The organism is Jatrophihabitans sp. (genome assembly GCF_035474675.1).
Classification (GTDB): domain Bacteria; phylum Actinomycetota; class Actinomycetes; order Mycobacteriales; family Jatrophihabitantaceae; genus Jatrophihabitans_A.
On the sequence record NZ_DATINC010000019.1, the window covers coordinates 1 to 25,341 of the forward strand.

The 25,341-nt window shown below is 71.7% G+C and carries 28 protein-coding genes, 2 pseudogenes and 1 riboswitch; of the genes and pseudogenes, 10 read left to right on the top strand and 20 right to left on the bottom strand.

Going from position 1 to position 25,341, the window contains the following annotated elements; genetic code table 11:
• The 5 genes and pseudogenes from VLJ82_RS01595 to VLJ82_RS01615 all read right to left on the bottom strand — a co-directional run.
• A pseudogene (locus VLJ82_RS01595) lies at nucleotides 1-525 on the bottom strand (NADH dehydrogenase subunit D); the annotation flags it as partial.
• 49 nt (nucleotides 526-574) lie between these two features.
• On the bottom strand, nucleotides 575-1,291 hold the full coding sequence (locus tag VLJ82_RS01600; RefSeq protein ID WP_408661570.1) for an NADH-quinone oxidoreductase subunit C: 717 nt from the start codon (nucleotides 1,289-1,291) through the stop codon (nucleotides 575-577).
• Nucleotides 1,288-1,827 carry a NuoB/complex I 20 kDa subunit family protein gene (locus tag VLJ82_RS01605; protein ID WP_408661571.1) on the bottom strand — a complete coding sequence of 180 codons (540 nt, stop codon included), beginning with the start codon at nucleotides 1,825-1,827 and terminating at the stop codon, nucleotides 1,288-1,290. The genes VLJ82_RS01600 and VLJ82_RS01605 overlap by 4 nt, the downstream gene beginning before the upstream one ends.
• A 50-nt stretch (nucleotides 1,828-1,877) precedes the next feature.
• Nucleotides 1,878-2,240 (bottom strand): NADH-quinone oxidoreductase subunit A, encoded by a 363-nt coding sequence (locus tag VLJ82_RS01610; RefSeq protein WP_408661572.1) that lies wholly within the window; start codon nucleotides 2,238-2,240, stop codon nucleotides 1,878-1,880.
• A gap of 146 nt (nucleotides 2,241-2,386) precedes the next feature.
• Nucleotides 2,387-3,730 (bottom strand): geranylgeranyl reductase family protein, encoded by a 1,344-nt coding sequence (locus VLJ82_RS01615; protein WP_408661573.1) that lies wholly within the window; start codon nucleotides 3,728-3,730, stop codon nucleotides 2,387-2,389.
• 150 nt (nucleotides 3,731-3,880) lie between these two features.
• Between VLJ82_RS01615 and VLJ82_RS01620 the strand changes: the two genes are divergently transcribed.
• Nucleotides 3,881-4,324 (top strand): UvrB/UvrC motif-containing protein, encoded by a 444-nt coding sequence (locus VLJ82_RS01620; RefSeq protein ID WP_408661574.1) that lies wholly within the window; start codon nucleotides 3,881-3,883, stop codon nucleotides 4,322-4,324.
• A gap of 231 nt (nucleotides 4,325-4,555) precedes the next feature.
• Entirely contained in the window at nucleotides 4,556-5,296 is a 741-nt protein-coding gene (locus tag VLJ82_RS01625; protein ID WP_408661613.1) for an SGNH/GDSL hydrolase family protein, read from the top strand.
• Between the two features lie 74 nt (nucleotides 5,297-5,370).
• Here VLJ82_RS01625 and VLJ82_RS01630 read toward each other — a convergent pair whose 3' ends face one another.
• The 6 genes from VLJ82_RS01630 to thiE form a co-directional block, all read right to left on the bottom strand.
• The gene (locus VLJ82_RS01630) at nucleotides 5,371-5,874 is read right to left on the bottom strand and encodes an Lrp/AsnC family transcriptional regulator (RefSeq protein ID WP_408661575.1); all 504 of its coding nucleotides are present in this window, start codon (nucleotides 5,872-5,874) and stop codon (nucleotides 5,371-5,373) included.
• 40 nt (nucleotides 5,875-5,914) lie between these two features.
• Nucleotides 5,915-7,123, bottom strand: a complete 1,209-nt coding sequence (gene hppD, locus VLJ82_RS01635) for a 4-hydroxyphenylpyruvate dioxygenase (RefSeq protein ID WP_408661576.1) — start codon at nucleotides 7,121-7,123, stop codon at nucleotides 5,915-5,917.
• A 240-nt stretch (nucleotides 7,124-7,363) separates the two neighbouring features.
• Nucleotides 7,364-8,008: a hypothetical protein gene (locus tag VLJ82_RS01640; RefSeq protein ID WP_408661577.1), complete on the bottom strand. Its 645-nt coding sequence runs from the start codon at nucleotides 8,006-8,008 to the stop codon at nucleotides 7,364-7,366.
• Complete coding sequence (folP, locus tag VLJ82_RS01645; protein ID WP_408661578.1) at nucleotides 8,005-8,865, bottom strand: dihydropteroate synthase; 861 nt, start codon at nucleotides 8,863-8,865, stop codon at nucleotides 8,005-8,007. Before folP ends, VLJ82_RS01640 begins: the two co-directional genes overlap by 4 nt.
• The gene (locus VLJ82_RS01650; protein ID WP_408661579.1) at nucleotides 8,853-9,848 is read right to left on the bottom strand and encodes a glucosyl-3-phosphoglycerate synthase; all 996 of its coding nucleotides are present in this window, start codon (nucleotides 9,846-9,848) and stop codon (nucleotides 8,853-8,855) included. The genes folP and VLJ82_RS01650 overlap by 13 nt, the downstream gene beginning before the upstream one ends.
• A gap of 113 nt (nucleotides 9,849-9,961) precedes the next feature.
• A complete protein-coding gene (gene thiE / locus VLJ82_RS01655) occupies nucleotides 9,962-10,612 on the bottom strand; it encodes a thiamine phosphate synthase (protein ID WP_408661580.1) in 651 nt (216 codons plus the stop codon).
• Nucleotides 10,613-10,639: 27 nt separating this feature from the next.
• Between thiE and VLJ82_RS01660 the strand changes: the two genes are divergently transcribed.
• The 3 genes from VLJ82_RS01660 to thiS are packed head-to-tail and all read left to right on the top strand — an operon-like array spanning nucleotide 10,640 to nucleotide 13,049.
• Nucleotides 10,640-11,644, top strand: coding sequence for an EamA family transporter (locus VLJ82_RS01660; protein WP_408661581.1), 1,005 nt, complete (start codon nucleotides 10,640-10,642; stop codon nucleotides 11,642-11,644).
• 10 nt (nucleotides 11,645-11,654) lie between these two features.
• The gene (gene thiO, locus VLJ82_RS01665; protein ID WP_408661582.1) at nucleotides 11,655-12,818 is read left to right on the top strand and encodes a glycine oxidase ThiO; all 1,164 of its coding nucleotides are present in this window, start codon (nucleotides 11,655-11,657) and stop codon (nucleotides 12,816-12,818) included.
• Nucleotides 12,819-12,848: 30 nt separating this feature from the next.
• Complete coding sequence (gene thiS / locus VLJ82_RS01670; protein ID WP_408661583.1) at nucleotides 12,849-13,049, top strand: sulfur carrier protein ThiS; 201 nt, start codon at nucleotides 12,849-12,851, stop codon at nucleotides 13,047-13,049.
• Between the two features lie 49 nt (nucleotides 13,050-13,098).
• Here the strand turns inward: thiS and VLJ82_RS01675 are convergent, their stop codons facing one another.
• A complete protein-coding gene (locus VLJ82_RS01675; RefSeq protein ID WP_408661584.1) occupies nucleotides 13,099-13,890 on the bottom strand; it encodes a thiazole synthase in 792 nt (263 codons plus the stop codon).
• Nucleotides 13,887-15,245 carry a purine-cytosine permease family protein gene (locus VLJ82_RS01680; protein ID WP_408661585.1) on the bottom strand — a complete coding sequence of 453 codons (1,359 nt, stop codon included), beginning with the start codon at nucleotides 15,243-15,245 and terminating at the stop codon, nucleotides 13,887-13,889. The genes VLJ82_RS01675 and VLJ82_RS01680 overlap by 4 nt, the downstream gene beginning before the upstream one ends.
• Nucleotides 15,243-15,376, bottom strand: a riboswitch (TPP riboswitch). Its footprint overlaps the gene before it by 3 nt.
• A 13-nt stretch (nucleotides 15,377-15,389) precedes the next feature.
• Here VLJ82_RS01680 and thiD point away from each other — a divergent pair.
• Complete coding sequence (gene thiD, locus VLJ82_RS01685; RefSeq protein ID WP_408661586.1) at nucleotides 15,390-16,202, top strand: bifunctional hydroxymethylpyrimidine kinase/phosphomethylpyrimidine kinase; 813 nt, start codon at nucleotides 15,390-15,392, stop codon at nucleotides 16,200-16,202.
• 17 nt (nucleotides 16,203-16,219) lie between these two features.
• Here the strand turns inward: thiD and VLJ82_RS01690 are convergent, their stop codons facing one another.
• The 3 genes from VLJ82_RS01690 to VLJ82_RS01700 are packed head-to-tail and all read right to left on the bottom strand — an operon-like array spanning nucleotide 16,220 to nucleotide 18,869.
• Nucleotides 16,220-16,555, bottom strand: a complete 336-nt coding sequence (locus VLJ82_RS01690; protein WP_408661587.1) for a DUF4326 domain-containing protein — start codon at nucleotides 16,553-16,555, stop codon at nucleotides 16,220-16,222.
• A complete protein-coding gene (locus VLJ82_RS01695; RefSeq protein WP_408661588.1) occupies nucleotides 16,552-17,484 on the bottom strand; it encodes an ROK family protein in 933 nt (310 codons plus the stop codon). The genes VLJ82_RS01690 and VLJ82_RS01695 overlap by 4 nt, the downstream gene beginning before the upstream one ends.
• The gene (locus tag VLJ82_RS01700) at nucleotides 17,481-18,869 is read right to left on the bottom strand and encodes a mycothione reductase (protein ID WP_408661589.1); all 1,389 of its coding nucleotides are present in this window, start codon (nucleotides 18,867-18,869) and stop codon (nucleotides 17,481-17,483) included. The genes VLJ82_RS01695 and VLJ82_RS01700 overlap by 4 nt, the downstream gene beginning before the upstream one ends.
• Before the next feature lie 141 nt (nucleotides 18,870-19,010).
• On the opposite strand from VLJ82_RS01700, the pseudogene VLJ82_RS01705 reads away from it, so the two are divergent.
• The 4 genes and pseudogenes from VLJ82_RS01705 to VLJ82_RS01720 all read left to right on the top strand — a co-directional run.
• A pseudogene (locus VLJ82_RS01705) lies at nucleotides 19,011-19,172 on the top strand (helix-turn-helix transcriptional regulator); the annotation flags it as partial.
• A 99-nt stretch (nucleotides 19,173-19,271) separates the two neighbouring features.
• Nucleotides 19,272-19,553, top strand: a complete 282-nt coding sequence (locus VLJ82_RS01710; RefSeq protein ID WP_408661616.1) for a hypothetical protein — start codon at nucleotides 19,272-19,274, stop codon at nucleotides 19,551-19,553.
• A 49-nt stretch (nucleotides 19,554-19,602) separates the two neighbouring features.
• Complete coding sequence (locus VLJ82_RS01715) at nucleotides 19,603-20,193, top strand: nucleotidyl transferase AbiEii/AbiGii toxin family protein (RefSeq protein ID WP_408661590.1); 591 nt, start codon at nucleotides 19,603-19,605, stop codon at nucleotides 20,191-20,193.
• A 94-nt stretch (nucleotides 20,194-20,287) separates the two neighbouring features.
• Nucleotides 20,288-20,668 carry a VOC family protein gene (locus tag VLJ82_RS01720; RefSeq protein ID WP_408661591.1) on the top strand — a complete coding sequence of 127 codons (381 nt, stop codon included), beginning with the start codon at nucleotides 20,288-20,290 and terminating at the stop codon, nucleotides 20,666-20,668.
• A gap of 17 nt (nucleotides 20,669-20,685) precedes the next feature.
• Here VLJ82_RS01720 and VLJ82_RS01725 read toward each other — a convergent pair whose 3' ends face one another.
• From VLJ82_RS01725 to VLJ82_RS01740, 4 genes are all read right to left on the bottom strand, one after another.
• Complete coding sequence (locus VLJ82_RS01725; RefSeq protein ID WP_408661592.1) at nucleotides 20,686-22,200, bottom strand: helix-turn-helix transcriptional regulator; 1,515 nt, start codon at nucleotides 22,198-22,200, stop codon at nucleotides 20,686-20,688.
• 366 nt (nucleotides 22,201-22,566) lie between these two features.
• Nucleotides 22,567-23,826, bottom strand: coding sequence for an FAD-binding protein (locus VLJ82_RS01730; protein ID WP_408661593.1), 1,260 nt, complete (start codon nucleotides 23,824-23,826; stop codon nucleotides 22,567-22,569).
• Nucleotides 23,827-23,852: 26 nt separating this feature from the next.
• Entirely contained in the window at nucleotides 23,853-24,515 is a 663-nt protein-coding gene (locus VLJ82_RS01735) for a 4'-phosphopantetheinyl transferase family protein (RefSeq protein WP_408661594.1), read from the bottom strand.
• Nucleotides 24,512-25,333 carry a metallophosphoesterase family protein gene (locus VLJ82_RS01740; RefSeq protein ID WP_408661614.1) on the bottom strand — a complete coding sequence of 274 codons (822 nt, stop codon included), beginning with the start codon at nucleotides 25,331-25,333 and terminating at the stop codon, nucleotides 24,512-24,514. Before VLJ82_RS01740 ends, VLJ82_RS01735 begins: the two co-directional genes overlap by 4 nt.
• Nucleotides 25,334-25,341: the final 8 nt, after the last annotated feature.

Genomic DNA, 25,341 nt, shown 5'->3' on the forward strand with positions numbered 1-25,341 from the left:
CTCCAGGATGTCCAGGCAGCGCTCGCGGGCCCGGAAGCCGTTGGTCATCGCGGTCAGCGCGCCCAGCTCCATGCCGCCGGTGGCCAGCCACACCCAGTGCGAGGAGATCCGGTTGATCTCCATCATCAGCACCCGGATCAGGTTGGCCCGCTCCGGCACCACGATGCCGAGCAGCTTCTCCACCGCCATCGAGTAGGCGCTCTCGTTGAACAGCGGCGACAGGTAGTCGCAGCGGGTCACGAAGGTGCTGCCCTGGGTCCAGGTGCGGAACTCGGCGTTCTTCTCGATGCCGGTGTGCAGGTAGCCCACCACCACCCGGGCGTCGGTCACCGTCTCGCCCTCGAGCTCGAGCACCAGCCGCAGCACGCCGTGCGTCGAGGGGTGCTGCGGCCCCATGTTGATGACCATCCGGTCCTCGTGCAGCGGCTCGTTGCCGAACACGGTGTCCCAGTCGCCGCCGGAGACGTTGTAGACCCGGCCCTCGGTGGTCTGCCGGGACGGGCTGTAGAAATCGGAGGTTGTCACCGGAGGTGCCCTCTCTTCCGGGCCGGGACGCCGGCCGTGCAGGCGCTGTTCATCGGTAGGCCCGGCGCTCGTCCGGGGGCGGGATGCTGGCGCCCTTGTACTCGACCTCCACGCCGCCCAGCGGGTAGTCCTTGCGCTGCGGGTGGCCGTCCCAGTCGTCGGGCATCATGATCCGGGTCAGCGCGGGGTGGCCGTCGAAGACGATCCCGAACAGGTCCCAGGCCTCCCGCTCCTGCCAGTCGGCGGTCGGGTAGACGCCGGTCACCGACGGGACGTGCGGGTCGTCGGTGCCCACCGCCACCTCCAGCCGGATCCGGCGCCGGAAGGTCATCGAGGTCAGGTGGTAGACGGCGTGCAGCCGCCGGCCGGCGTAGCCCTCCCGGGCCAGGTAGTCCACCCCGGAGACGCTGGAGAGCAGCTCGAAGCGCAGCGCCGGGTCGTCTCTGAAGACCTGGCAGACCTGGCGGATGTGCTCGCGGCGCAGGTGCACGGTCAGCTCGCCGCGGTGCAGCGTCACCTTCTCCACGGCCTGCTCGTGCTCGGAGTAGGCCTCGGCGAAGGCCTCCATCACCTCGTCGTAGTAGCCGCCGTAGGGAGGCTTGGCTTCTCCCGGCTCCACCCACGGCTCGCGCTGCAGCCGGGAGAAGCCGGAGGTGTCGCCGGAGTCGCTGACGCCGAACATGCCGGGCCGTTCCCGGCCGTCGGGCAGGCCGCCGGAGGCGTGGGCCAGGCCCAGCTCGGGCTCGAAGTCTCCCCCGGTGCTCACTTGGCGAACCGCTGGCTCGACGGGATCAGCTCGACCTTCTGGCCGGCCAGCCGCTCGGCGCGCTTGGGCCCGAGCGGTTCGTTGGAGATCTTGTGGTGCAGCTTGAGGATGGCGTCGATGAGCATCTCCGGCCGCGGCGGGCAGCCGGGCAGGTACATGTCCACCGGGACGATGTGGTCGACGCCCTGCACGATCGCGTAGTTGTTGAACATGCCGCCGGAGGAGGCGCACACCCCCATCGCCAGCACCCAGCGCGGCTCGGCCATCTGGTCATAGATCTGGCGAACCACCGGCGCCATCTTCTGGCTGACCCGGCCGGCCACGATCATCAGGTCGGCCTGCCGCGGCGAGGGCCGGAACACCTCCATGCCGAACCGGGCCGAGTCGAACCGGGGCGCGCCGAAGGTCATCATCTCGATGGCGCAGCAGGCCAGCCCGAACGTCACCGGCCACAGCGAGGACTTGCGCGTCCAGTTCACCACCGACTCGACGGTGGCCAGCAGCATCCCGTCCGGCAGCTTCTCTTCTAAACCCATGTCAGCGGGGCCAATCGTGAGGGGTTGATCGGTATTCGGGCTTGTCCGGTTCAGTCCCAGTCGAGCCCGCCGCGCCGCCAGACGTAGGCGTAGGCGACGAACACGGTGGCGATGAACAGGAAGATCTCGACCAGGCCGAAGAGGCTCAGCTCCCGGCTGGCGACGGCGTAGGGGTACAGGAAGATGATCTCGATGTCGAAGACGATGAACAGCATCGCGGTGAGGAAGTACTTCACCGGGAACCGGTGGGCGCCCGCCGCCATCGGCGCCGGCTCGATGCCGCACTCGTAGAAGGACAGCTTGGCCTTGTTGTACCGCTTCGGCCCGGTCACCGTGGCGATGATCACCGAGAAGACCGCGAACCCGAAGGCAAGCGCGAAAAGAACCACGATCGGCAGGTATGCCCCTAGCATCGGAACCTACTCCTTCCTCTCCCGTCGCCGGTGGGTTTCCCCGGTGCAGACATCGGCCCGCAGCCGCCTTGACAAGCACTGTCACGGTAGTCGGCGGGACGTTCCAGCCGATGGTTAGGTATCCCTAAGTCAGTCATCCGCCCGGCCTATCGCAGCGCTGGCGTCAGGCGGGTCAGCGCGGTGATGATCCGGTCACTGGCGTCGCCGTCGTGCGGGTCGGTCAGGTTTGCCAGCAACTTCAACACGAATCTCATCAGCCCGGGGTGCGGCAGGCCGTGCCGGGTGCAGGTCCGCATCACCGTCGGATTGCCGATCAGCTTCACGAACAGCCCGCCCAGCCGGTAGTAGGCGCCCCACTCGGCGGCGAGCACGGCCGGGTAGCCGGCCAGCGCGCGTTCCCGGGCCGGGCCCGCCGGACGGGCCAGCGCCTGCACCACCGCCTCGGCGGCGAACTTGCCCGACTCCATCGCATACGGAATGCCCTCGCCGTTGAACGGGTTGACCGAGCCGCCGGAATCGCCCACCAGCAGCACCCCGTCGCGGTAGTGCGGGGTCCGGTTGAAGCCCATCGGCAGCCCCGCGCCCTGGGTCGGGCCGAGCGCGTTGGCCTCGCGCAGCCCCCACTCGGCCGGGGTGCCGTCCAGCCAGCTGGTCAGCAGCGTGCGGTAGTTGGTCTTCTGAAAGCCCGCCGAGGAGTTCAGCACCCCGAGCCCGACGTTGACCGAGCCGTCGCCCATGCCGAAGATCCAGCCGTAGCCGGGCAGCAGCTTGGCGTCGTCGGCGCCCGGCGGGCCGTTCCACAGCTCCAGCCAGGACTCGAGGTAGTCGTCGTTGGTGCGCGGGCTGGTGTAGTAGCGGCGCACCGCCACCCCCATCGGGCGCCGGTTGTCGCGCTGCAGGCCGAGCGCCAGCGCGAACCGGCCGGACACCCCGTCGCAGGCCAGCACGACGGGCGCCCGGTAGCTGCGCTCGCGGGGGTCGGCCGGATCGGTGCCGGCCTTGGCCCGCACCCCGACCACCCGGCCCTGCCGGTCGAGCACCGGTCCGGTGACCGCGGTCCGCTCGTGCAGCCGGGCGCCGGCCTGAACGGCCTGCCGCACCAGCAGGTGGTCCAGGTCGGCCCGCGGGCGGACCAGGCCGTAGGGCGGGAACGAGGCCAGCTCCGGCCAGTCCAGCTCCAGCCGCACGCCGCCGCCGATCACCCGCAGGCCCTTGTTGTGCAGCCAGCCGGCTTCTTCGCTGACGTCGATGCCCATCTCGACCAGGGCCCGGGTGCCGCGCGGGGTCAGCCCGTCGCCGCACACCTTCTCGCGCGGGAAGGAAGCCTTCTCCAGCAACAGCACGTCCAGGCCGGCGGTGGCCATCCAGTACGCGGCGGCCGAGCCGGACGGGCCGGCACCGACCACGATGACGTCGGCGTCGTAGCTGAGGTCCTCGGGCGGCACGGCAGGCGCGGCCAGGCCGTGCGGGCCCTCGGCGGTCACTGTCATCTGGGCCCCCTCCAGCTCGGCGTACCACCCGGGGAAATGCTCGTGAAAACTTTCACGAGCGTGTCTCTCACAGTCTAAGCATGGGCATAGCGTTGCGCGGCCCGACAGGCACCCCCGCCCTGCCCGTCATCCGCTCCTACCATGGCAGGCATGACCGAGGCGGACGGCGGCACCCGGCCGACCGGCCCGTCCGGGCCCGCCGGGTCGCCGGGGTCTTCAGTGCCGCCGGGTTCCTCGGTGCCGCCGGGGTCCTCGGTGCCGCCGGGGTCTTCGGTGCCGCCGGCGTCCGGCCGGGCCCGCGAGCTGGTCGGCCGGCGGCGGCAGCGCAAGACGCCCGACACCGGACGGGTGCACCACCTGGGAGCCGCGCCGGCCGTGATGCCGGTGCTGCACGAGGACACTCCGGCGGCCGCAACCCGGACGGCTGCCGTCCAGCTGGCCGCGCGGACCCGCTGGGAGCTGGACCAGCTGGCCGCCGACCTGGACGCCGAGATGGCAGCCGCTGCCGCCGCGCTGGACTTCGAACGGGCCGGCCGGCTGCGCGACGAGCTGGCCCGGGTGCGCGCCGAGCTCGACCGGCGTCCTCCGCACTGAACCCGACCGGCGTTCCACACTGAGCTCAGACCGGCGTTCCGCACTGACCTACCGGCGTTCGACACGCCGAGGCATGTAGAAAGCATTTGATACTAGGAAATACCGGACAGTACTGGTAGTCATATCCCCCACGGGGGTCCTATTCCACTGTCCGGAGGACATACCGTGCCCAAGATCAAGTTCTTACCGCGACTGCTGACCGCTGCCGTCGGCACCGCAACCGCGCTCGCGATGACGCTGCTGCTCACCGCCGCCCCCGCCGACGCCATGACCGGTGGCTATGTCGCCCTGGGCGACTCCTACTCCTCCGGCGTGGGCAGCGGCAGCGAGTCCGGCAGCTGCCTGCAGAGCCCGACCGCATACCCGGGGCTGTGGAACGCCGCCCACCACCCGAGCTCCTACCGGATGGTGGCCTGCTCCGGCGCCAAGACCACCGACGTCAACGCCAACCAGCTGTCGGCGCTCAGCTCCTCGACCGGCCTGGTCAGCATCACCATCGGCGGCAACGACGTCGGCTTCTCCAATATCATGACCACCTGCGTGCTCTACAGCGAGGCCGACTGCATCGCCGCGGTGAACAAGGCCGAGACCTATGCCAACGCAAACCTGGCCAACCTGCTGAACGTCACCTACAACGGCATTCGCAGCCACGCCCCGAACGCCCAGGTCGTGGTGCTGTCCTACCCGGTCTTCTACCAGCTGGGGGTCTGGTACTGCGTCGGGCTGAGCGAGAATTCCCGGAAGAAGATCGACGAGGGCATCAACCTGGTCGACAACATCACCAAGACCACTGCCGCCAGTCACGGCTTCACCTTCGCCGACGTGCGCAGCGTCTTCGTCGGCCACCAGCTCTGCTCCGGCGACAAGTGGCTGCACTCGCTGAACTACAGCGATCTCACCGAGTCCTACCACCCGACCGCGACCGGCCAGTCCAGCGGCTACCTGCCGGTGTTCAGCGCCGCGGTGAAGTAGGCCCTGGTTTCCTCAGGGCTCCAGCCCTCCGCTCGTCCGGGGGAAACCGCGCGGTTTCTTCCGGGACGAGCAGGTCAACGGGTGCCGCCGGTCCGGCTGGCCGGCGGCACCTCGGCCGCGGCCAGCAGCTCCACCGGCCGGTGCTGCACCAGCCGGGTCAGCGCGATCACCGACGTCGAGCGGGCCACCCCGGGGATCTGGGAGACCTCCAGCAGCACCCGCTGCAGGTCCTCGTGGGAGCTCGCGGCCAGCCGGCAGTGCACGTCACCGGGCCCGGTGGTGGCATAGGCCTCCACCACCGACGGGATGGCGGCCATCGCGGCGGTCACCTCGGCCAGCCGGCCCTGGGCGATCTCCAGGGTGGCGAAGGCCAGCACCGGGTAGCCGGCCGCGGCGAGGTCGACGTCCGGGCCGTAGCCGGAGACCACCCCGTCGCGTTCCAGCCGCTCCAGCCGGGCCTGGACGGTGGCCCGGGAGACCTCCAGCAGCCGGGACAGCTCCAGGTAGCCGGCCCGTGGCGTGTCGCGCAGCGCGACCAGGATGGCCACGTCGAGGGCGTCGAGTTCCCGCCGGGCCACCGCGACCTCCCCTGCCGGGCCCTGAACCCGGCCTGCTCAGCTACAGGTTGCCGCGCTGGTCCTGCTCGCGCTCGATCGCCTCGAACAGGGCCTTGAAGTTGCCCTTGCCGAAGCCCAGCGAACCGTGCCGCTCGATCAGCTCGAAGAACACCGTCGGCCGGTCGCCGATCGGCTTGGTGAAGATCTGCAGCAGGTAGCCGTCCTCGTCGCGGTCGACCAGGATGCCGCGCGACTGCAACTGCTCGATCGGCACCCGGACGTTGCCGATCCGGGCCCGCAGCTCCGGGTCTTCGTAGTAGGAGTCCGGGGTGGCCAGGAACTCCACGCCCTCGGCGCGCATCGCGTCCACGGTGGCGAGGATGTCGTTGGTGGCCAGCGCCAGGTGCTGCGCGCCGGGGCCGGCGTAGAACTCCAGGAACTCGTCGATCTGGCTCTTCTTCTTGGCGACGGCCGGCTCGTTGAGCGGGAACTTGACCCGGTGGTTGCCGTTGGCGACCACCTTCGACATCAGCGCCGAGTACTCGGTGGCGATGTCGTCGCCGATGAACTCGGCCATGTTCACGAAGCCCATCACCTTGTTGTAGAAGGCCACCCACTCGTCCATCCGGCCCAGCTCGACGTTGCCGACCACGTGGTCCAGCGCCTGGAACAGCCGCTTGGGCGCACCCGGACGGCGGACGTAGCTGCCGGTGGCCGGCACGAAGCCCGGCAGGTACACGCCGGTGTAGGCCGACCGGTCGATCAGGGTGTGCCGGGTGTCGCCGTAGGCGCCGAGCACCGCCATCCGGACCGTGCCGTGCTCGTCGGAGACGTCGTGCGGCTCTTCCAGCACGGTCGCGCCCTGGCTGCGGGCATGCGCCACGCAGCGGTCGACGTCGGGCACCTCCAGGGCGATGTCGAGCACCCCGTCGCCGTGCGCGCGGTGATGGTCGAGCAGCGGGCTGTCCGGGGCGACGCCGCCGGAGATCACAAACCGGGCCGAGCCGCTGCGCAGCACGAAGGACTTGTGGTCCCGGTTGCCGGTCTCGGGGCCGGAGTAGGCGACCAGCTCCATGCCGAAGGCCGACTGGTAGTAGTGCGCGGTCTGGGTGGCATTGCCGACCACGAACACCACCGCGTCCCAGCCGGTGACCGGGAACGGGTCAGTGGTCTCGTCGTAGGGCACCAGGCCGACCAGCTGCTTGAGCTGTTCGAGGTTGAGGTCGGCGTCCCGCTCGTCGGACGTGAGAGTCACATCGGTGGTCGTCATCGTTCGTCCCTCCTCCACGGATCGCGCCCGCGCAGCGCGGAGCAACCGGAGGCTTCCGCCTCTGCCCGCAGAATGCCGTCGGACCTGGTAGTTCAGCAAGATGCGTATTCCAGGTTGCCATTGTTGCACATCTTGACAGGCACAACCCGCTGACAGGTCTGCAATTTGCACAGTCCAACCGGCCGACACGATCGTGCGCGTCAGGTGGTTCGGCGCGGGACTGGGACGGCGCGTTCTGGTTCAGCGCGCGGGCACCCAGCTGAACACCGGGTACCAGACCCCGAACGGGTCGGCGCTGTAGTGCAGCCGGCTGGAGCCGGTCGCCTCCCCGACGGCCCCGGCCAGCACCTGCCAGGCAGCCCGGCCGGCGACCAGCAGCTCGGCGGCCAGCTCCGGGTCCAGCCCGGCCAGCCCCGCCAGCCGGCCCGAGGCCAGGCACTCCTCGACCCCGGCGTCGAACGGGGCGGCCCGCTCGTCGAGGTAGCCCGGCGCCTTCAGCGACCGGCGCGCCGAACCGTCGGCCATCACCAGCAGGCCGAGGCCGGCCGCCCCGTCCGATCGGGCCACTGCGCGGCCGGCAGCCAGGCAGTCGGCCGGCGGGCTGTCCGCGGCGACGACCACGTGCTCGACCGGCAGCTGGCAGCCGGCCTCGCGCAGCAGCTGCCGGCCGACCACAATGCTCAGCGCCTTGTCGTCCTCACCCGGCCGGGCGCCGCCGACCAGCACGATCCGGTCCGGGCCGGCCGCCAGCAGCTCGCCGATCGCGGCCAGGCAGGCGGCGCGCAGCTGCTCCACCTCGGCCACCGGACGGCCGGTGATGCCGGTCAGCAGCAGCGGCGGGTGCGGGCAGCCGGCCACCGCGACGATTCCGTTGGGACTCCTCACGCCAGGCCCCGGACGGCCCGCTTCGGCGGCTGGCTGCCGCGGATCGCGGCCACCATGTCGAGCACCTGCCGGGTCTCGGTGACGTTGTGCGCCCGGAACACCGTCGCGCCCTGCCAGGCGCAGATCGCGGTGGTGGCCAGGGTGCCCAGCAGCCGCTGGTCCAGCGGCAGGTCCAGCGCCTCGCCGACGAAGTCCTTGTTCGACAGCGACACCAGCACCGGCCAGCCGGTGGCCACCAGCTCGGCCAGCCGCCGGGTGACCTCCAGGGAGTGCCAGGTGTTCTTGCCGAAGTCGTGCCCCGGGTCGATCAGGATCTTGCTGCGGGAGACCCCCAGCCCCGCTGCCCGCTCGGCCAGGCCCACCGTCCGGCCCAGCACGTCGGCCAGCACGTCGTCGTAGCTGATCCGGTGCGGCCTGGTCCGCGGCGGGACGCCACCGGCGTGCGTGCAGACCAGGGCCGCGTCGAACTCGGCGGCCACCTCGGCCAGTTTCGGGTCGTGGCCGCCCCAGGCGTCGTTGAGCAGGTCGGCGCCGGCCAGGCAGACCTCCCGGGCCACCTCGTGGCGCCAGGTGTCGACCGAGATGATCAGGTCCGGGTACTCGGCGCGGACCCGGGCCACGAAGTCGACGGTGCGCCGGATCTCCTCGGCGGCGTCCACCTCGTCGCCGGGGGCCGCCTTCACCCCGCCGATGTCGACGATCTCGGCGCCGGCCGCCACCACCTCGGCCACCCGGTCCAGGGCCTTGCCGAAGGCGTAGGTGGCGCCCCGGTCGTAGAAGGAGTCCGGCGTCCGGTTCACGATCGCCATGATCAGCAGCGCGTCCGGGTCGAAGCTGCGGCCGGCTAGCTCGAGCATCGGGCCGCCGTCCGGTAGTGGGCGTTGGTCAGGGCCGGCGGCCGCTCGGCCACCGGCACCGGGCGGCTGCGCCAGTCCCGCACCTCGCGGTCGTACTGCTGCAGGGCCAGCGGCTCGTCGGCGGGGAAGTCGTCAGCCGGGGCGTGCCACGGCAGCCGGCGCGTCGCGGTAGCCAGGATCTCGGCGGCCATCACTCCCAGATCATGCACGTTCTGGTGCCGGTGCCCGCGCCGGCCCAGGTCGACCTGGGCGATCGCCGGCAGGCCGTGCCGGCGCCAGGTGTCGGTCAGGGTGGCGAACTCGACGCCGTAGCCGACCGGCACCGGCAGCGACTCCATCAGCGAGCGCCGGGCCGCCCACTCACCGGCCAGCGGCTGGACGACGGCGGCCAGTTCCGGCCAGTACAGGTTGAGCAGGGGCCTTGCCACCAGCTCGGTGACCCGGCCGCCCTGCGGGGCCGCCGGCAGCGGGTCGGCACCGGGCGGCGCGGGCAGGTCGTCGGCCAGCCGGTCGTAGAAGCCCTTGACCAGCAGGGTGCCGGGGTCGGCGAGCAGCGGCCCGAGCAGGCCGGTCACGAAGTGCGGGCCCCATTCGGTCAGGTCGGCGTCGATGAAGACCAGCAGGTCGCCAGTGCTGACGAACAGCGACTTCCACAGCGCCTCGCCCTTTCCGGGACTGGCCGGCGTGCCGGTGTCGATGTCGCGGGCGGCGTACACGCTGGCCCCGGCCGCCCGGGCGATCTCGGCAGTGGCGTCGGTGGAGTCGGAGTCGAGCACGATCAGCTCGTCCACCAGCCCGGTGACCAGCAGGCCGGCCCGGATCTGGGAGACCACCTCGGCGACGGTGGCCGCCTCGTTGCGCGCCGGGATCACCACGCTCACCGTCCGGGCCGACTGGCGCTTCAGCTCGGCCAGGTCGGCCAGCGAGAACTGGCCGGCGTCGAAGGTGCGCGAGTCGAACCACTGCCGGGCGGCAGCCTCCATGCCGGCACTCCCTCGTCGTCGATGCGTCTCCGACGCTACAGCCGGGGTCCGCTCACCCGCCGAGTACGTGCCGGGCGGCCGGCTGGTTCAGCCGGCAGCCGCGGCCGGCTGGTTCAGCCGGCAGCCGCCAGCCGCTCGGCCAGCCGGGCGGTCACCGCCGCCGGGTCGGCCGCCTCGGTGAGCACCCGGACCACCACCGCCCGGCGGGCGCCGGCCCCGAGCACCTGGTCCAGGGTGGTCTCGTCGATGCCGCCGATGCCGAACCACGGCTTGGCGGGCCGTTCGGCGGCCAGCTCGGCCAGCGGCGCCAGGCCGGTGTGCGGCCGGCCGGGCTTGGTCGGGGTGGCCCAGATCGGTCCCAGGCAGAAGTAGTCCACCTCGGCCGCGGCGGCCGCCGCCCGGGCTTGGGCGGTGCTGTGGCTGCTCAGCCCGATCAGCACATCCGGCCCGACGATCCGGCGGGCGACGGCCGGGTCCAGGTCGCGCTGGCCGAGGTGCAGCACGTCCGCCCCGGCCGCGACCGCCAGGTCCGCGCGGTCGTTGACGGCCAGCAGCCGCCCGTGCCGGCGGCAGGCGTCGGCAAGGACCGCCAGCGCCTCCAGCTCATCGACGGCCTCCAGGTTCTTCTCGCGCAGCTGGATGATGTCCACCCCGGCGGCCAGCACCGCTTCGCAGAACTCGGCCAGGTCACCGCGCTCGCGACGGGAGTCGGTGCACAGGTACAGCCGGGCCCGGGCCAGCGCCTCGGAACGGGACGTGCTCATGACTGCATCCAACCACCGGATGCGAGCATGGCAGGCGTGCCTCTGCGCGGACGGACCGACGCCATCCCACCGCAGGTCCTGCTGCTGGTCGGCATGGCCTCGGTGCAGTTCGGCGCCGCCTTCGCCAACACGCTGTTCGGCAAGGCGGGCCCGGCCGGAGTGGTGCTGCTCCGGCTGACCTTCGCCGCCCTGCTGCTGCTCGCGCTGGCCCGGCCCCGGCTGGCCGGCCGGAGCCGGACCGACCTGCTGGCCGCGACCGGCTTCGGCCTGGTGCTGGCCTGCATGAACTGGAGCTTCTACGAGTCGCTGCACCGGCTGCCGCTCGGGGTGGCCGTCACGGTGGAGTTCCTCGGACCGCTCGGGGTGGCGGTGGCCGGCTCCCGCAAGCTGCTCGACCTGGTCTGGGTGCTGCTGGCCGGCGGTGGGGTGACGCTGCTCGCCCTGGGCGGCTCGGGAGGCAAGCTGAACTCGGCCGGCCTGCTGCTGGCCGCGCTGGCCGGCGCGCTGTGGGCGGCCTACATCCTGCTGTCCCAGCGGGTCGGGTCACGGTTCGCCGGCCTGGACGGCCTGGCGATCGCGATGGCGCTGGGGACCGTGGTGATGATTCCGGCCGGCGTCGTCCAGGGCGGTTCGGCGCTGCTGCGCCCGGACGTGCTGTTCGGCGGGTTCTGGATCGCGGTGCTGTCCTCGCTGATCCCGTACTCGCTGGAGATCATCAGCCTGCGCCGGCTGTCGGCGTCCGACTTCGGGTTGCTGATGAGCCTGGAGCCGGCCGTCGCCGCGCTGGCCGGCATGCTGGTGCTCGGCCAGCAGCCGCACCTGCGCACGGTGCTCGCGATCGCGATGGTGGTGGTGGCCAGTGCCGGCACCACGCTGGAGGCCAGCCACGCCGCAACCGGAACGGCGGCCGGCGAGACGGTCTCGGACGGCACGGCTCCGGACGGTCCGGCCCGCGACGGCCCGGCCCGCGACGGTCCCGCCCCGAAAGGCCCCGTTCCGGCGGCCGGCCGGCCACCCACCCCGCTCGGTTAGCCTGGACGGCATGGCGCAACCGGCGGATGCCCTGGTGGTCGGTGGCGGGGTGATCGGCCTGGCGGCCGGCTACCGGCTGGCCGAGCGCGGTGCCGCGGTGGTGCTGGTCGACTCCGGCCGCCGCGGTGCCAGCTGGGCGGCCGCCGGCATGCTGGCACCGGTCAGCGAGGCCGCCTTCGGCGAGGACGAGCTGACCCGGCTGAACCTGGCCGCGGTGCCGGCGTTCCGCGCGCTGGCCGCCGAACTGGCCGACCGGACGGGCCTGCCGGTCGGGCTGCGTACCGAGGGCACCCTGGCGGTCGCTTTCAACGCCGACGACCGGGTGGCGCTGGACCGGCTGACCGACTTCCGCACCGGCCTGGGGCTGCGCACCGAACGGCTCACCGGCCAGGCGGCCCGCGCGCTGGAGCCGTACCTGGCTGCCGGCGTCCGCGGCGGGGTGCTGGCCGCCGACGACCTGTCGGTGGACAACCGCCGCTACCTCGCCACCCTGCGGGCTGCCGCCGAGGCGGCCGGGGTGCGGTTCGTGGCCGCCGAGGTCAGCGGGCTGCTCCAGGACCGGGCCGGCGCCGTGACCGGGGTCCGGACGGCCACCGGCGAGGAGCTGCGCGCCGGCACCGTGGTGCTGTGCGGCGGCGCGAGCACCGCGGCGTTGCTGCCGGTGCCGGTGCAGCCGGTGAAGGGGCAGATCCTGCGGCTGGCGGTGCCGGCCCAGCTGCGCTCGGCCGGTGAGGTGCTGACCCACACCGTCCGCGGGCTGGTCCGCGGCAGCGAGATCTACCTGGTGCCGCGCGCCGACGGCGAGGTGGTGGTGGGGGCGACCTCCGAGCAGCAGGGCCACGACACCGGAGTGACCGCGGGCGGGGTGTACGAGCTGCTGCGCAACGCCTACGAGCTGCTGCCGATCAGCTCGGAGTTCGCCTTTGTCGAGGCCTGCGCGGGATCCCGGCCCGGCACCCCGGACAACGGGCCGATCCTGGGCCGGGTCGGCGACGGCCTGGTAGTGGCCACCGGCCACTACCGCAACGGCATCCTGCTGTCTGCCCTGACGGCCGACGCGGTGGCCGCGCTGGTGGCCGGCGAGCCGGCCGCCGCGGTGTGGCGCCCGTTCGGCCCGGACCGGTTCGCCGGCGACCGGACGGGCTCATCGGCCCAGCCGGCCGTGCCGGCCTGAACGGCTACCTTCGACAACGAGGAATTCCACGTGCGGATAACGGTGAACGGCCAGCAGCGGGAAGCCGCCGACGAGCTGAGCCTGGCCGAGCTGGTGGGCCAGATCAGCGACCGGGACACCGGCATCGCGGTGGCGCTCAACAGCGAGGTGGTGCCGCGCGGCAACTGGCCCGGCACGCCGGTCCGTCCCGGCGACCGGGTCGACGTGGTCACCGCCGTCCAGGGCGGCTGACCAGCACCGAGCGGCAATCCGCGCGGGTCGAGAAAGTGACCCCCGGCGGTCAGCTGTCGGTCAATGGTGGCGCGTCGAGCATGCCGTCGTACGGCGAGGACGCCTCGGCCCACCAGCGGCGCGGGATCCGCCCGGCCAGCCGGGAGGACCGGCCGGCCTGCACCGCCAGCCGCATCGCGTGCGCCATCCGGACCGGGTCCGCGGCCCGGGTCACCGCCGAGGCGACCAGCACCGCATCGCAGCCCAGCTCCATCGCCTGGACGGCGTCGGCGGCGCTGCCGATGCCGGCGTCCAGGATCACCGGCACCCCGGCCTGCGCCACGATCAGCGCGATGTTGTGCGGGTTGCCGATGCCCAGGCCCGAACCGATCGGGGCACCGCCCGGCATCACCGCCGCGCACCCCAGCGCCTCCAGCCGCCGGGCCAGCACCGGGTCGTCGTTGGTGTAGGGCAGCACCACGAACCCGTCGTCCACCAGCTGCTCGCAGGCGGCCAGCAGTTCCGGCCCGTCCGGCAGCAGGCTGCGCTCGTCGGCCACCACCTCGACCTTGACCCAGTCGGTCTGCAGCGCCTCGCGGGCGAGCTTGGCGGTGAGCACCGCCTCGGCCGCGGTCCGGCAGCCGGCCGTGTTCGGCAGCACCTGGACGCCGGCCGAGTGCAGCACGTCCAGCACCGAGCCGGACGAGCCCGCGTCCACCCGGCGCATGGCCACCGTGGTCAGCTCGGTGCCGGCGGCCCGCAGGATGTCGGCCAGGCCGTCCAGGCTGGGCGCGCCGCCGGTCCCCACGATCAGCCGGGAGGACAGCCGGCGGCCGGCGATGACCAGGGCGTCCTCGCTCATCGCCGGCTCCCGGCGGGGTCGGCCACCCGGCCCGGCGAGCCGGCGAACGGCAGCGCCACCAGCACCGCCACCGCGAACGAGGCGATCGACGCCGACAGCCACGGGTGGCCCAGGGTGTGCAACCGGGTGCCGATCTCGGTCCAGAAGTCCGACCAGTACCCGATCGAGCCGGGATTGATCACCTGGTAGCACAGGAAACCCACCAGCCAGGCCGCCAGCATGCCGGGCCGCACCGGGGCGTCGGAGGCAACGTTCCAGTTCGCGCCGCGGCTGCGCAGCCAGGCGGCGATCAGGGCGCCGGACATCGGCACGAACACCCCGCCGATCAGGTACAGGAAGTTGGCGTAGTCGTCGATGTTGATGGTCAGCGCCAGCGCGGTGGTCAGCGTGCCGATCAGCACGGTGAGCACCCGCCGGTCCAGCGACGGCCTGAGGTTCTGCAGCGAGACCGCGGTGGAGTAGACGTTGGCGAAGCTCTGGTCGCTCTCCCGGATCACCAGGATCGCGAAGGCCACCGTGCCCAGCGGCAGCCCGATGAACAGGTCGAAGATCTTCTCGCCGTCCTCGTTCAGTTGCGCCAGCGCGATCAGCCCGATCACCAGGCAGGCGACCTGGGTGAGCCCGTAGCCCACGAAGCCGCCGGCGAAGGCCGCCCGGCCCGAGCGGGAGTGCCGCGAGTAGTCGGCGCCCAGCGGCACCCATGAGATGGTCAGCGCCATCGCCGAGTCGACGGCCAGCCAGAAGCCCTGCCAGGAACCGGTCAGCTCCGGCACCGGCCGGCGCAGCAGGCCGACCGCGAGCACCACCAGCGCCAGCACCACCAGCACCGAGACGTACTTGCGCAGCGCCCGGATCCAGCCCAGCGGCCGGATGGTCAGCGCGGTGGTGACCGCACCGGCCAGTACCAGGCACAGCCAGCGCGGCAGGCCGTCCGACGTCAGCGCCTGCAGGCCGATGGTGATGGTGACCAGCTCGAAGACCGCCCAGCCCAGGCACTGGGCGATGTTGAGCGCGGTGGGCACGAACGAGGCCTTGGCGCCGAGCAGGCCGCGCAGCAGCACCATCGCCGGCGCGCCGGTCCGGGCGCCGAGCACCAGCGCGCCGCCCAGGATCAGCCCGCCGAGCACGGAGCCGGCGACCGCGGCGGTCACCGCGGCGGCGAAGCTGAGCTGCTGGACGCCGTACGGCGCCAGGATCGCGATGGCGCCGCTGAAGCCGAGCAGACTCACTCCGACGTTGCCCCAGAACCCCAGCTGGTCGAGCAAACCCAGGGTGCGCGGGGCGGCCTCGTTGAGGGTGGCCGGGGCTTCGGCGTGCGATTCAGAGATGGGGACGGGACGGGTGTCGACAGCCATGGCGGCTACCTCACTCCCTTCGCCGGTACTAACCGGATCAGGTTCGAGCGGTCGGCGGCCGCGCCGGACTCCTGAGTCGTCCGGCTGTGCCGCCCTCTCAGCCCGAACGCCGGGCTCCCGCGGGGACTGCTCTAGGTTAGTACCGTGCAGCCGCCGGGTTCCAGCGTCGTCCGGGCACTCACCATCGCCTCCTCCGACTCCGGCGGTGGCGCCGGCATCCAGGCCGACCTGAAGGCGTTCGCCCGCTGCGGCGTGCACGGCATGTCGGTGATCGTGGCCCTGACCGCCCAGAACACCGTCGGGGTCAGCGCCATCCATCCCTGCCCGACGGACTTCGTCCGGGCCCAGCTGGACGCGGTGTTCGCCGACCTGCCGCCGGCCGCGGTCAAGACCGGTATGCTGCTGTCCGAGCCGATCATCGCCACGGTGGCCGCCGCGCTGTCGGACTATCCCGGCCCGGTGGTGCTGGACCCGGTGATGATCGCCTCGTCCGGCGCGCAACTGCTGGAGCCGGCCGCGGTCGAGGCCCTGGTGGGGTTGCTGTTCCCGCTGGCCACCGTGGTGACCCCGAACCTGATGGAGGCGCAGGCCCTGACCGGCCTGGACACCGAGGACCGGTCCCGGCTGGCCGAGGCCCTGGTGGCGATGGGCGCCGGTGCCGCGCTGGTCACCGGCGGGCACGGCAGCCGGCCGGTCGACCACCTGCTGGCCGGCGGGCAGCACCTCGAGATCCCGGTGGTCCGGCACGACCGGGCGGCCACCCACGGGGCCGGCTGCACGCATTCGGCGGCGCTGGCCGCCTGCCTCGGCCGCGGCGACCCGCTGCCGGTGGCCGCCCGCCGGGCCGCGCTGGTCGCCGGGCAGGCCGTCGAGCACGGCCTGGCCGGGCTCGGGGGCGGCGACGGTCCGGTGGACGCGCTGCACGTCGCCTCGCTCGGCCCACCGGACGCCGACTGAGACGACGCGCCGCCGGGTCAGTTCCGCTCGGCAGGATTGGCAAGCTGCAGCAGGACGTCGGCGTGGCACGGCTGGTCGGCCGGGCACCAGCAGCACAGGTCGCGGCCCGCCAGTTCGCCGATCGCCTCCCAGGGGTAGGGCCGGTGCTCGCCCGCCCGCCCCGCCGCCAGCCGGCGGAAGTCCTCGACGGCCAGCCGCCGCAGCTCGCGGTCGCTCGCGTCCGGGTGGCCGGTCCGGTAGTCGTCGATGCGATACGGGTTTCCCCACTTCGACGGCCTTGCCACCACGATCGCACCGGCAGGTTTGCGCCACCCCTTCGTGCGGCGCAGCTGGATGCGCTCGGGGGTGGTCATGGCTGGTGCGGGCCCGGCGGCTGGCACGCCAGCCGCCACACCGGGTAGGCCGCTCCGACCAGCGGGCTGAGCTCCGGCCGGCCGGCCGGCACGATCGGGAATCCGCTGTCCATCGAAACCGAAAGTCCCTCGCGCAGCGGTGGCTCGATCAGGTCCAGGGACCGGCTGATCGAGCCGCCGACCACCAGCAGCTCGGCACCGAAGCGGCGCAGCCACGGGCCCAGCACCTCGCCGAGCACCCGGAAGGCGGCTGAGAAGGCGGTGCCGGCAGTCGCGTTCCCGGCCCGGGCCAGCTCGGCAATCTCCCTGACATCCAAGGCTTCCGGCCCGCCGGCGGCGGCGAAGGCGGCCCGGATGGCCCGGCGGGACACCCAGTCCTCCAGCGGCCGGCCGGCATGGCTGAGCAGGTGCGCCTCGGCCTGCGGCGGTACCATCGGGCCGGACTCGATGCTCTTTCCGTTGTCCAGAAAGGCCGAACCCACCCCGGTGCCGAGCGTCACCATGGCGCACCGGGTGGCACCGCGGGCCGCGCCGATCAGCCATTCGCCCACCCCGAAGGCGCTGGCGTCGTTGCTGAAGCACACCGCCGCCGGCCGGCCGGGCAGGGCCGCGCCGAGCGCCGTGCCGACGTCCAGCCCGGCCAGCGCCTCGAACTTGCCGACCCCGGCATAGTGCGCCACCCCGCGGGCGTAGTCGAACGGTCCCGGCATCGCGACTCCCCAGACCACCCCCGGCGGAGCGGCCAGCCGGGCACCGGCCCCGGCCAGCAGGGCGATCAGCTGCTCGGCACTCCCCTGGGCCGGCAGCTCGGTCCGGCTCAGGTCGTGGACCTGCCAGCCGTCGGGAAGCACCCAGCCGGCGGTGACGTGGGTGCCGCCGACCTCCAGCACCGGTATCCGCGCCGGCAACCGGTCAGCCGGCCGGTTCACGGTGCGTTCAGGCCCAGCTTCAGCAGCGCGTTCTCCACGACTTCCATCAGCGCCGGATGGATCCAGTACTGGCCGCGCGCGAGGTCGGGCACCCGCTGGCCCAGCGACATCGCCTGGATCAGCGGCTGGATCAGGTTGGAGGACTGGTAGCCCATCAGGTGCGCGCCGAGCAGCAGCCCGCTGTGCGGGTCGGCGATCAGCTTGCAGATGCCGGTGGTGTCCTCCATCGCCCAGCCGTAGGCGGTGTCGCCGTAGGACTGGGTGGCGGCGACGTAGTCCAGGCCCGCGGCGCGGACCGCGTCCTCGGTCATGCCGACGCTGGCGATCTGCGGGTCGGTGAACACCGCCGACGGGACGAAGCGGTGGTCGAACTCGCGCAGGTCGGCCGGAAAGGCCAGGTTGTGCGAGACCACCCGCGCCTCGTGGTTGGCCACGTGCTTGAGCTGGAAGTCCGAGGAGATGTCGCCGAGCGCCCAGATCCCCTCGACGTTGGTACGGCCGTAGCAGTCGGTCCGGACCCGGCCGTCGGACAGGGTCTCGACGCCGGCCGCCTCCAGCCGCAGCCGGTCGGTGTTGGGCGTCCGTCCGGTGGCCACCAGCAGCAGGTCGGCCTCGACGCACGAGCCGTCGGTGAAGTCCAGCCGGACGCCGCCCTGGTCGCCGGTGAGCTTGTCGACGTCGATGCCGAGGTGCAGGTCCCACTGGGTGGCCGCGATCTGGGTGAACCGGTCGGAGATCTCGGAGTCCAGGTGGCGCAGCAGCCGGGTGCTGCGGGCCACCAGGCTGACCCGGCTGCCCAGGGCTGAGAAGACGTGCGCGAACTCCGCGCCGATGTAGCCGCCGCCCAGGATCGCCAGCCGCTCGGGCAGCTCCTCCAGCCGCATGACGGTGTCGGAGGTGAAATAGGGCACGCCAGAGGTGGCCACCACCTCGGGGATGACCGGCCGGCCGCCGGCCGCGATCACGATCTGGTCGGCGCTGAAATCTACGCACTCGGCATCCGTTTGTCCGCCGCTCTCGATCCGCAGCGAGTGCGGGCCGCTGAACCGGGCCTCGCCGGTGAACAGGGTGACGTTGTCGGACTCGGCACGGTAGCGCCGGCCGGCCTCGGAGATCGGGTCGATCCGTCCGAAGATCCGGTCCCGGATGTCGGGCCAGCGCACCGCCTCCAGCCGGGCGTCGATGCCGAACCGGGCCGCGTGGCCGACGGTGCGTGCCACGTCGGCGGCGTAGACGTACATCTTGGTGGGGATGCAGCCGACGTTCAGGCAGGTGCCGCCGAAGGTGCCCGCCTCGGCGATGGCCACCCGCTTGCCTTCGAACTGCTCGGTGAGCAGCGAGTTGCCCGATCCGGTCCCGATGATCGCCAGGTCGAAGTCGGCCACGGCCGCCAGCCTACTTGGCCGGCCATTCCATCGGGCGAGCTCGACACTGCGGCTCGCGCGACGCACCCACCGTGCGACGGGCGGCTTGGGTAACCGGCCTGTAGTATCTGATCGGATACCTTCTGGAGTGCGGTGATGGGAATGGCAGGCAGTGACCTGATCACGCGAGCACGGCGGGCAGCAGGGCTGAGCCAGGCAGAGCTGGCACGTCGAGCGGGCACGTCACGGACGACGTTGTCGGCGTACGAGCATAGGCGCAAGTCCCCGTCGCTGGACACTCTGGATCGACTGCTGGCCGCTGCGGGGTATGAGCTCGCCGCACATCCGGTGATCCGGTTCTCGACGATTCCAGGGCCACGCGGTCGGTCGGTCGTGGTACCGGATCGACTTCCCCGCCTGGAGGTGGAAGTGGCACTGGCGGCGGTGGTGCTGCCAGTAACGCTGAACTGGTCCGACTATGGGCGCGTGTACCGGCTCGCCAACCGGAGCGATCGGGCCCGGCTGTACGAGACGGTCCTACTGGAAGGCACTGCCGCCGACGTGGTGCGATACATCGACGGGGTTCTGCTGGTCGATCTGTGGCAGGACCTGGTTCTGCCGGCCTGGGTCCGCTCGGCGTGGACACCGGTGATCGATGCAGTTGGTGCGGCCTCGCCGATTGAAGCGACGGGCCTGGTCTCGTGAGCGCTGAGAGAGCACCGCCCTGACCCGGTTCCAACTCGAGGTAGCGCGTATGTTCTTCGATCTGCCATCCAGCAAGGGCTTCCTGCTGGCAGGCGGGGCGGCATTGCTGGCACAGCACCTCACGTCCCGGCCGACGCAGGATCTGGACTTCTTCACCCGACCTGGTGCCGGTGAGGTACAGCAGGCCAAGAGCGAGTTCATTGCCGCAGCATCCGGTCAGGGTTGGCCGGTCGAGCAGATCCAGGACAGCGCCACGTTCTGCCGACTGCTCGTACACGGCCCGGAGGACCTTCTGGTTGACATTGCACTGGATTCCGCCCCTGGAGCGGCATCGAGCGCGAGCATTGCAGGGCCGACCTTCGCACCACCCGAACTAGCCGGTCGCAAGGTGGTCGCACTGTTCGATCGAGCCGCGGCTCGTGACTTCATCGATGTCTTCATGCTCAGCGCACGTTATTCGAAACCCGAACTGCTCCAACTCGCCGCCCAGGTCGACGCCGGGTTCGATTACGACGTCTTCGCGGACATGATCGACAACCTGCGCCGGTACCGCGATACCGATCTCACGCTCGGTGGGGTTGACGTGTACGAACTCCGCGCCTTCTTCGACGGATGGCTGATCGAGCTACGCTCGCGGTAGGGAACGGCAACTCGGGTTAGGCGACCCAGCGGCGGCAGACCGCTGGTAGCCCGTTGCTCCGTCTCGATCGGAAAAGTGGTTACCATCTCGACCCATGCTTGATCACCTCTTCCTCCAGGTCGCCGACGTGGATGCCTCGCTGGCCTTCTACCTGCGCGTGTTCGGCCCGCTCGGCATCCGGGAGGCGATGCGAGTGCCGCATCCCGCCGGCTTCGAGGCCGGCCTGTCCGGCCCGGACGGCAAGCCGGCCTTCTGGCTCAGCCCCGCCGCGGGACCCGAGACCAGGGAGATCCATCTCGCCTTCACCGCGGCAGACCGGCAGGCCGTCGACGCCGTCCACGACGCCGCGCTGGCGGCCGGGGTGCAGGTGCTGCACGCGCCGCGGGAATGGCCGGACTACCACCCTGGCTACTACGGCGTGTTCCTGCGGGATCCGGACGGCCACAACGTGGAGGCCGTCTACCACGGCCAGTGAGCCGGCGCGCCGAGTAGCTAGCGGTCGGGCGAGTCCCGCTCGCGCAGCAGCACGATGAGTTCCTGCTGGGAGTTCACCCGCAGCTTGCGGAACACCGAGGACAGGTGGTTGCGGACGGTGCTCTGGCTGATGAACAGCTGCCGGGCGATCACCGGCACCCGGTCGCCGTGCAGCAGCATCCGGACCACCTCGATCTCGCGCCGGGACAGCCGGTCCAGGCCGGGCAGCGAGCGGCTGGACTGGCTCGGCGGCATCAGCTCGGCCGGCATCCGGTCCAGCAACCGCGGCAGCAGGTAGCCACCCGGGCCCTCGATCCGGCCGGGCAGCATCGTGAAGTTGCTGCCGGAATGGCTCAGCTCCTCGCGCTGCTTGAGATCGGTGACGTCGGTGACCATGCCGATCGCGCCCAGGTACCGGCCGTTCTGGTCGTACCAGGGTGCGCCGGAAACCCGGAGCCAGCGGTGCTGGCCGTCGAGCCTGCGGAAGCTGAACTCGTACAGCTCGCGAACCCCCAGCGCGCGCTGGCGCAACCGCTGCCGCAGCATCTGGGTGGTTTCCTCGTCGAAGAAGTCGAAGATCTGCCCGGTCAGCAACCGGGTGTGGTTGACCGCGAGCATCTCGGCCATCCGGTAGTTGGCCAGCACCAGGGAGCCGTCCGGGTCGACGATGCAGACGCCCTCGGATGAAGCGTCCACGATCGTTTGCAGCAGGTGCTCGCTGGAGGCCAGCGCCTCGGCGATCTCGTGTTGCTCGGTGATGTCGCGGATATTGAGGACCATCGCGCCGATCGAGACGTCGGCCACCAGGTTGCTGATCCGCACCTCGATCCAGCGCCAGTTGCCCTCGCCGTTGCGAATCCGCAATTCCAGTCGCCGGTATTCCCCGGCACCGCTGACTGCGCCCTCCCAGTCCCGGCGCACCACCGCCAGGTCCTGCGGATGCACGTAGTCCCAGCCCGAATGGCCGATCACCTGGCGCGGCAGGCATCCGAACATCCGCCACAGCGACGGCCCGGCGTAGCCGATCACCAGGTTGCGGTCGCAGATCACCACCAGGTCGCTGCCACGCTCGAGCAGGGCCCGGAACGGCCGCTCGGTCATCGACAGCCGGGCCCGGCCCTCGGGCAGCTCGATCCGGGTGGAGGAGGCCAGGATCTCCTCCACCCCGTCGGCGCCGGCGACCAACGAGGCAGTGGTCTTGAGCCGCATCCGCTTACCGGTGCGGGTGGTCACCTCGTGCTCGTGCACCCACAGGCCGCTGGTGCCGATGAACAGGAACTCGGTGACGTCCTTGCGGGACAGGCCCCACTCGGCCAGCTCGGCGATCGGCCGGCCGATTGCCTCCTCCTCGGTCCAGTCGAACATCGCGGCGGCACCGGAGGACCACAGCGTCACCACACCCGAGGTGTTGGTACCCACCACGGCGATCGTGGTCGCCGGAGCACCGTCGAAGGATGCTCCGTAGGGCACGGTGCGGGTCATCGGGCCGACCGGTCGGCTGACCCACTGGCTGGCCGCGGCATGCCGGACCATGCCGTGAGCACGCCAGGATGTGAGGACGAACGGTATCGAGGCATTTGCAGGTAAGTCTTGACTGTTTGTCGCTCAGCAACCATAGGCGTACTGCCACAGCTGGCCAGACACTTCGTCCGCCTTTGGCGAGCGTCGCAACTTCGGCGGCGATCCGGCCGCGCCACCCTACCGCCTGCGGATCAGCGCACAGCGTAAGGTCAAACCGCTTCGACGGTCCCTCCCGGCCAGCTGCTCCGTCGGACTCGACCCGGCTAGGCGGCGTCCGCCAGACTGTCTGGAATTAGTTATCAGCGATGTAAACATAGCGAACTAATTTTGTAGACACCAGGCACGGCTGGTGACAACGCGGAACTTGCACAGGCGAAGTCAGAAGCGCGGGAAATACCGGTCCATAAAGTCGTTGCCGAATTTTCGGCCGGGATCTCGCATCGCGCACAATCGCCGGAAATCGTCGTAGCGGTCATACAGCTCCCGCACGGCGGCGGGCTCCATGCCGAACAACTTGGCCCAGTGCGGTCGCGCCCGCAGCGGCGCCAGCCGGCGTTCCACCTCGGCCAGCACCGGCAGGACCGCCGCCGGGTCCGGAATCCAGGTGAAATGCACGCCCAGGCTGTCGCGGCGGTAGCCGGGGCTCAGCCAGAACTCGTCCGCGGCGATGCTGCGCAGCTCGCACACCTGCAGCACCGGGGCCACCCGGTGCCCGATCCCGGCGACCGCCTCGATCGCCTGCCGGGCCAGCGCGCGCGGCACCAGGTACTCCGACTGCAGTTCCTCACCCCGGCTGGGGACGAACTCCAGCCGGAAGTGCGGCAGCCGCTCGTGCCACAGGCCGATCCGGCCGAGCTGCTCGGTGCAGTTGGCCGCGTCCATGGCCGGCAGCGGATGCCTGGGGTCGGCTGCCGCGGTGGCGCCGAAGAAGACCGGCTCGGCGCCCCCCTCGTCGCCGGCGCCGACCCGGCGCTTGCGCCACAGCTGGTAGGTCGGTTCCGGCTGCCACCGGGTGAACAGGCTGACGCTGTACCCGCTGGCCAGGATCTCGTCCAGGTGTGCCAGCACCATCTCGTGTTCCAGGTCGTCATAGACGTGCTGGCGCACCGAGTAGGCCGGCTCGACGTCGAGCCAGAGCCGGGTCACGATGCCGAGCGCGCCCAGGCCCACCACAGTGGCGCAGAACTCGGCCGCGGACTCGCCGGCCCGGCTCAGCACCCGCAGTTCACCGTCCGCGGTGACCAGTTCCAGGGCGGCCACCGCCGCGGCCAGGCCCGGATTGCCGTCCCCGGAGCCGTGCGTGCCGGTGGCACAGGCCCCGGCCACCGAGATGTGCGGCAACGAGCCGAGGTTGTGCAGCGCGAAGCCGTGCCGATGCAGGTGGCCCGCCAGCTCGCCGTAGCGCAGCCCGGCCGACACCTCCACCAGTCGGGCGGCGCTGTCGAGTTCCACGACGGCCGGCAGGCCGGCCAGCGAGACCAGATCCCCGGTGGTGTCGGCGATCCGGTTGAACGAGTGGCCGGTACCCAGCGCCCGCACCCGGCGGCTGCCGGCGACCAGGCCGCGCAGCTCGTCGACGGAGTCCGGCCGGCAGAACCGGGCCGCGCCGAAGTCGACGTTCCCCGCCCAGTTGCGCACCGCAGCCCCCTTGAGAAACCTCGGCGTCAGCCGGCGGCCGGCACCGCGATCGCCGTGAGCACCAGGGTGTCAGACGTGGCGAACCGGCCGGTGAAGCCGGTCAGCTCACGCCCGTCCAGCACCGGTCCGGCTACCTGCAGCGCCGCGGTGAAGGTGCCGGCACCCGGGTCCATCGCGATGCTGGCCTCGTCGAAGTCCAGCCAGCGCTCGGTGAGCGGGTACCAGGCCTTGTAGACCGATTCCTTCATGCTGAACAGCAGCCGGTCCCAGTGCACCGCCGGATGGCCGGCGGCGAGCTCGGCCAGCTGCCGGTGCTCCTCGGGCCGGGCGATCGCGTCCAGCACCCCGTCCGGCAGCGGGCCGTGCGGTTCGGCGTCGATGCCGATGCTGGCCGCGTGCTCGCGCCGGGCGACGGCGGCACCGCGGTAGCCCGCGCAGTGGGTCATGCTGCCGACGATGCCCGGCGGCCACCCTGGCGCCCCGCGCGGCCCGGGCAGGATCGCGGCGGCTGGCACGCCGAGCTCGGCCAGCGCGGCCCGGGCACAGACCCGGACGGTGGCGAACTCGATCCGGCGCTTGGGCACCGCCCGCTCGAGCACGGCACGCTCGGCCGGCCACAGCGCGTCCTCGGAGGCGTCGGTGGTGGTGTCGACGGCCCGTACCCAGTCCGGCAGCAGGCGGGCGATCACGCCGGTGCGGGCAGGATCTGGCGCGGCCACTGCTTGGGCTGGCTGCGGCTGCGCCACTCCCGGGGATAGCCCAGCGAGACCTCCTCGAACCGGGTGCCGTCCTCGAAGGTGGTGCGCGGGATGTGCAGGTGGCCGTAGACCACCGCGTCGGCGGCGTAGCGCCGGTGCCAGTCGGCGGTGAGCTCCGTGCCGCACCACTGGGCGAACTCGGGGTAGCGCAACACCAGCGTCGGCAGCCGGGTCAGCGGGTAGTGGTTGACCAGCACGGTGGGGATGCTGGGATCGCGGGCGTCCAGCCGGCGCATGGTGTACTCCACCCGGGCCCGGCACCAGGCCTCCCGGCTGGGGTAGGGGTCCGGGTGCAGCAACTGCTCGTCGGTGCAGACGATGCCGCTGCGGTAGGCCACCTCCAGCGCCTCTTCCTGGGTCCGGGCACCCGGGGGCCGGAAGGTGTAGTCATAGAGCAGGAACAGCGGTGCCACCGTGACCGGGCCGCCGGGCCCCGTCCAGACCGGATAGGGGTCCTCCGGGGTGAGCACTCCCAGCTCGCGGCAGATCCCCACCAGATGCTGGTAGCGGTAGTCGCCGCGCAGCGGCAGCGGATCGGACTGGTGCGACCACAGCTCGTGGTTGCCCGGCACCCAGATCACGGTGGAGAACCGGCTGCGCAGCACCGCCAGGGTGCTGCCGATCTGCTCGGCCACCTCGCCGACGTCACCGGCCACCAGCAGCCAGTCCTGGTCGGTGGTCGGCTGCAGCAGGTCCACCACCCGCCGGTTGTCGGCGTAACCCATGTGCAGGTCGCTCACCGCGAGCATCTTGGCCG

Excerpts from the sequence above, each read along its gene's own strand:
- VLJ82_RS01605 (WP_408661571.1), bottom strand. The coding sequence starts at position 1,827 with ATGGGTTTAGAAGAGAAGCTGCCGGACGGGATGCTGCTGGCCACCGTC.
- VLJ82_RS01610 (WP_408661572.1), bottom strand. The coding sequence starts at position 2,240 with ATGCTAGGGGCATACCTGCCGATCGTGGTTCTTTTCGCGCTTGCCTTC.
- VLJ82_RS01615 (WP_408661573.1), bottom strand. The coding sequence starts at position 3,730 with ATGACAGTGACCGCCGAGGGCCCGCACGGCCTGGCCGCGCCTGCCGTG.
- VLJ82_RS01620 (WP_408661574.1), top strand. The coding sequence starts at position 3,881 with ATGACCGAGGCGGACGGCGGCACCCGGCCGACCGGCCCGTCCGGGCCC.
- VLJ82_RS01625 (WP_408661613.1), top strand. The coding sequence starts at position 4,556 with ATGACGCTGCTGCTCACCGCCGCCCCCGCCGACGCCATGACCGGTGGC.
- hppD (WP_408661576.1), bottom strand. The coding sequence starts at position 7,123 with ATGACGACCACCGATGTGACTCTCACGTCCGACGAGCGGGACGCCGAC.
- folP (WP_408661578.1), bottom strand. The coding sequence starts at position 8,865 with ATGCTCGAGCTAGCCGGCCGCAGCTTCGACCCGGACGCGCTGCTGATC.
- VLJ82_RS01650 (WP_408661579.1), bottom strand. The coding sequence starts at position 9,848 with ATGGAGGCTGCCGCCCGGCAGTGGTTCGACTCGCGCACCTTCGACGCC.
- thiE (WP_408661580.1), bottom strand. The coding sequence starts at position 10,612 with ATGAGCACGTCCCGTTCCGAGGCGCTGGCCCGGGCCCGGCTGTACCTG.
- VLJ82_RS01660 (WP_408661581.1), top strand. The coding sequence starts at position 10,640 with ATGGCAGGCGTGCCTCTGCGCGGACGGACCGACGCCATCCCACCGCAG.
- thiO (WP_408661582.1), top strand. The coding sequence starts at position 11,655 with ATGGCGCAACCGGCGGATGCCCTGGTGGTCGGTGGCGGGGTGATCGGC.
- VLJ82_RS01675 (WP_408661584.1), bottom strand. The coding sequence starts at position 13,890 with ATGAGCGAGGACGCCCTGGTCATCGCCGGCCGCCGGCTGTCCTCCCGG.
- VLJ82_RS01680 (WP_408661585.1), bottom strand. The coding sequence starts at position 15,245 with ATGGCTGTCGACACCCGTCCCGTCCCCATCTCTGAATCGCACGCCGAA.
- VLJ82_RS01690 (WP_408661587.1), bottom strand. The coding sequence starts at position 16,555 with ATGACCACCCCCGAGCGCATCCAGCTGCGCCGCACGAAGGGGTGGCGC.
- VLJ82_RS01715 (WP_408661590.1), top strand. The coding sequence starts at position 19,603 with ATGTTCTTCGATCTGCCATCCAGCAAGGGCTTCCTGCTGGCAGGCGGG.
- VLJ82_RS01720 (WP_408661591.1), top strand. The coding sequence starts at position 20,288 with ATGCTTGATCACCTCTTCCTCCAGGTCGCCGACGTGGATGCCTCGCTG.
- VLJ82_RS01725 (WP_408661592.1), bottom strand. The coding sequence starts at position 22,200 with ATGGTCCGGCATGCCGCGGCCAGCCAGTGGGTCAGCCGACCGGTCGGC.
- VLJ82_RS01740 (WP_408661614.1), bottom strand. The coding sequence starts at position 25,333 with ATGCTCGCGGTGAGCGACCTGCACATGGGTTACGCCGACAACCGGCGG.